This window comes from Pseudoalteromonas sp. Isolate6 (assembly GCF_022398435.1).
Classification (GTDB): Bacteria; Pseudomonadota; Gammaproteobacteria; order Enterobacterales; family Alteromonadaceae; genus Pseudoalteromonas; species Pseudoalteromonas galatheae.
Genome location: NZ_JAKEVK010000298.1, coordinates 1 through 3,813, shown reverse-complemented (window position 1 = coordinate 3,813; position 3,813 = coordinate 1). Strand labels below are relative to the sequence as shown.

The following is a 3,813-nucleotide window of genomic DNA, read 5'->3' as shown; positions in this document are numbered from 1 at the left end:
ATGATATATATATCAATCATCAATTTTACGACATGACTTTATCAGAACATAATGGCGTAAGCCAAACTAAAATAGGAAAGAAAAGATGAAAGCCATCGTCATTGAGCAATACGGACAAGCAGATCAACTTAATATTATCGAAATCAGCGCTCCGAAACCTGAAAATGGTCAGCTACGAGTTCAAGTTAAAGCCGCCAGTGTGAACCCTGTCGATACAATGATCCGAGCAGGGATGCTGGAAAACTTTTTTTCTTTGCCTCTTGTTGCAGGTTGGGATGTTGCTGGTGTGGTTCTAGAAACTGTGGGTGATAATCAAGGTTTTCAAGTGGGTGATGAAATAATGGCGATGATCCCAATTGGCCAACCAGGTGCTTATGCCGAGCAGGTAATCGTTGATAGCGCGTTAGTTGTGAAAAAGCCTGAAAATATCAGTTTTGAACAAGCCGCGGGGGTGCCGATGGTATCTCTGACAGCGTGGCAGGCAATTCACGACCTAGGTAAAGTTTCTTCTGGACAAACTGTGTTGGTTCATGGAGGGTCCAGTGCTGTCGGTGCTTTTGCAATACAATATGCCAAGCTGGCCGGAGCTTACGTTATCGCCACTGCTTCAGCTCCTAATCATGCGTATCTATATGAATTAGGTGTAGATCAGTGTATTGATTATCGCAATGAGCAGTTTGAAGTAATCGTGCGCAATATCGATCTAGTGTTTGCTGCAATTGGAGAAGAAGGTTTATTGGAGCGTTCACTTAAGGTCATCAAACCTAAAGGTAAGCTAGTTTCTACGCTGAATGAAATTAAGCATGAGGTTGCTTTGTCTTATGGTGTTGAATTTCACCGAGTTTGGGTTGCCCCTGATCGCAGCAAGCTAGCGCATATTGCCAACTTACTTAGTGAGGGACAGATATGGGTAAAAATAGACTCTGTTTTTCCCTTTGAAGAAGTTGTGCAGGCTCATCAGCGAAGTGAATCTAAGCGTGCGGTGGGAAAAATTATTCTTACTACATAGTGTCGCGGCGATTAGGTTATTTAGTCAAGTAACAGCTCTAAATGGACTGGGCTTGACTTGACCACTTAATCTAAAGGGTAACTACCTGAGTGATAATGAGTTATTTCCAATAGATGGCGGGGAAATTTAACCTAGCAATATTCGTATTCAGGCAAAGTTAATTACTATACTCTAGCCTAGCCTGTTTGCCGTTTATGCAATCAAAAGCGAGTTGCTTGCAAGGAGATCTCTGAAAGCTAAACCGCTTTGCGGCAATCACATAAAATAAATTGAAAGGAACAACGCATGATAAGGATGATATTTGCAACTTTTCTATTGCTTTGGGGCACGCAGGTTAGCGCTCAAGAGCTTATCTTATCGAAGGTCGTCAAGTTAAAGGTTGACTCACCAATCACTATTTCGCATGTGTCTGAAACGTTAGTGTTGGCGTTTAAAGACAGTAAACTGCTTCACGAAACGCTAGATCCGCAAAAGTTTGTACCTGCTGTTGATTTATCTGGGCATGAACATCAATTTGTACGGAGTTTGTTTGAGGTCGATTCAAGAATGAAATTGCCTGCTTGGCTCCAGGTACTTTCAGAAGAGGTCGCAAGCGCTTATAAAATACAGAATGTCCAACAAAAATCTATTCAAGAAATTACGATATTTAGTAATTACAACAAAGAGGAAACACACGGGATAGTGTTTGTTCTTGAAGCGCAAGTAATTCATAAAATAGAGGTTTTTGGACAACAATTACAGTTTCAAAATGTGATAAATAACATAGCGACAAGGTTTTAGGGATCTAATAATCAAAGTGCTGTGCCGGAGATCCAATCACTGCTGCTCAGCACATTAAGTTACAGGCAGTCGATTCGCTAAAACTATCTAAGGCTTTGCTGTTGATCCAATTAATCCAATCCAGTTTCAAACCTAATCACGCTTGACCTCAAGTTCACTTGAAGTAGTACAGTTACCTCTTATTAGCATGGCGCAATGGTAGGAGTGGTAACACATGTTAGAAGGTACAGTAAATACAGAGGATAAAACTGCTCTGGGGACCGGACAAAAGCGAGTGTTGTTCAGCTTAGCTGTGGTACTCATTTTGCCAACGCTTGGCATGAGCAGTATCAATGTCTTATTGCCAACACTTGCGGAGGAATTTGGCGTGGGGCAGGCATTGGTGAATTGGGTCGTTGTGGCTTATTTGCTTTCGCTTACCGCGTTTATTCTTGGTGCTGGCGCTGTTGGAGATAGCGCAGGCCGAAAAAGGGCGCTGCGCATTGGAATCAGCGTCTTTTGTGTAGGCTCCATTGCCGCTGGGCTGAGCGTAAATCTTTGGATGCTGATTGCTGCTAGGCTGTTCCAAGGCATTGGCGCTGCGCTGTTATTATCTCAAGTATTTGCACTGACAAGCGTTGTGATGCCAAAGCGTAAAGTTGGACTTGCAATGGGGCTACTCGGCACTACCGCTGCGATTGGCACGGCTTTGGGGCCATTGCTAAGTGGTGCAATGCTAGAGTGGTTATCATGGCAGTTCACTTTTTGGTTGATGATATTGCTCAGTGGTGCAGCTTACTTTTTAATAGCAAGATTTCTGCCTGATGATGTCGCAAATCCACCTGAGCTACAGCGTTTTGATGTTATTGGAAGCGCGTGGCTGTCGGTGTCATGCCTATTTTATGTGTTGGCTATGCCATCGAGTAGTTCGTTTAGTCTTGTCTTGCATAGCGTATTTTTCTTCTTTTCTGTGGCTTTTATCTACTGTTTTGTACAAAGCCAAAAGCGTGCTCAATTTCCACTTGTGAGTTTAGCTTTTCTGAAACACAAGCTACGCAATACCTCGTTAATCGTGAGCTTTATAGTTGACGCCATCGCAATGTCGACATTAGTTGTCGGGCCTTTTTATCTCACTTATGCGTTAGGGCTGAGCCCGGTCACGGTTGGTCTTATTGTGTCTATTGGACCTTGTATTGCTGCTGTCGCAGGTTATCCATCAGGCGAGGTGGTTGATCATTTTGGTATCGCGTTTGCTATGTTTTTGGGCTTGCTGATGATCCTCATTGGGGCAATTAGCTTTGCAATCCTACCTTCATTATTTGGACTTTATGGCTATGTTGTGGCGTTATTTATGCTAACTCCCGGAAGGCAGTTGTTTCTAGCGGCTCACCATACCTTTGTGATGACGACTGTAGCCGAAAAAGAAAAGGGCATGGGAGCTGGACTCATTAATTTATGTAAAAATTTAGGACTAATGACTGGAGCTTCATTACTTGGTGGTGTATTTAGCTTGTTGCTGCAGACAAAGAGTGCGGCAGTGGCAAGCTCTGCACAACTTAATATGGCATTTTCGCTGACCTTTTTACTCGCTGCACTGTTTATTTTGGTTTCGCTCGTGGCCTTATTTGTGATTAGCCGAAAGCAAGCGTTTTGAAAGCTATTTTTCATCTGACCCTAAGAAAACCAATGTAGCCCTAGTTCCCCAGTCTGTAATTGTAATAAGCTAGCTTTACCTATTTCCGTATCATGTAAGGAAAAGGCTTTGTTATTAGTTGCTTTAAGTGGGAAATCTCTCATCGAGCTAATATACAATTTCATCCCCAAGGTTGATTGGAAGAGCAACTCAATTGCTTTGAAATTACTTTGAGCGTTGCCTAAGACACACCTTGGTGTCACATTGTGACTCCCAGCTAATTACCGCTAGGGAAAAGGGTGATACCGAGCTCATGAAGGCCGCGCTAATACTCATAAGTCAAGTGGTGTTATTAATTCGAGAATTAGCGTTAAAAAAGCCTCCGATGCTTTATGAATATTTTATTGCAATC

At 42.7% G+C, this 3,813-nt stretch carries 3 protein-coding genes; all 3 read left to right on the top strand.

Annotated elements, in window-relative coordinates; genetic code table 11:
- The first annotated feature begins 85 nt into the window (after positions 1 to 85).
- Complete coding sequence (locus L1D50_RS22010; RefSeq protein WP_239966842.1) at positions 86 to 1,009, top strand: NADP-dependent oxidoreductase; 924 nt, start codon at positions 86 to 88, stop codon at positions 1,007 to 1,009.
- Positions 1,010 to 1,294: 285 nt separating this feature from the next.
- Positions 1,295 to 1,789, top strand: a complete 495-nt coding sequence (locus L1D50_RS22005) for a hypothetical protein (RefSeq protein ID WP_128725189.1) — start codon at positions 1,295 to 1,297, stop codon at positions 1,787 to 1,789.
- Positions 1,790 to 2,003: 214 nt separating this feature from the next.
- Positions 2,004 to 3,422, top strand: coding sequence for an MFS transporter (locus tag L1D50_RS22000; protein WP_239966841.1), 1,419 nt, complete (start codon positions 2,004 to 2,006; stop codon positions 3,420 to 3,422).
- Positions 3,423 to 3,813 lie beyond the last annotated feature (391 nt).

Excerpts from the sequence above, each read along its gene's own strand:
- L1D50_RS22010 (WP_239966842.1), top strand. The coding sequence starts at position 86 with ATGAAAGCCATCGTCATTGAGCAATACGGACAAGCAGATCAACTTAAT.
- L1D50_RS22005 (WP_128725189.1), top strand. The coding sequence starts at position 1,295 with ATGATAAGGATGATATTTGCAACTTTTCTATTGCTTTGGGGCACGCAG.
- L1D50_RS22000 (WP_239966841.1), top strand. The coding sequence starts at position 2,004 with ATGTTAGAAGGTACAGTAAATACAGAGGATAAAACTGCTCTGGGGACC.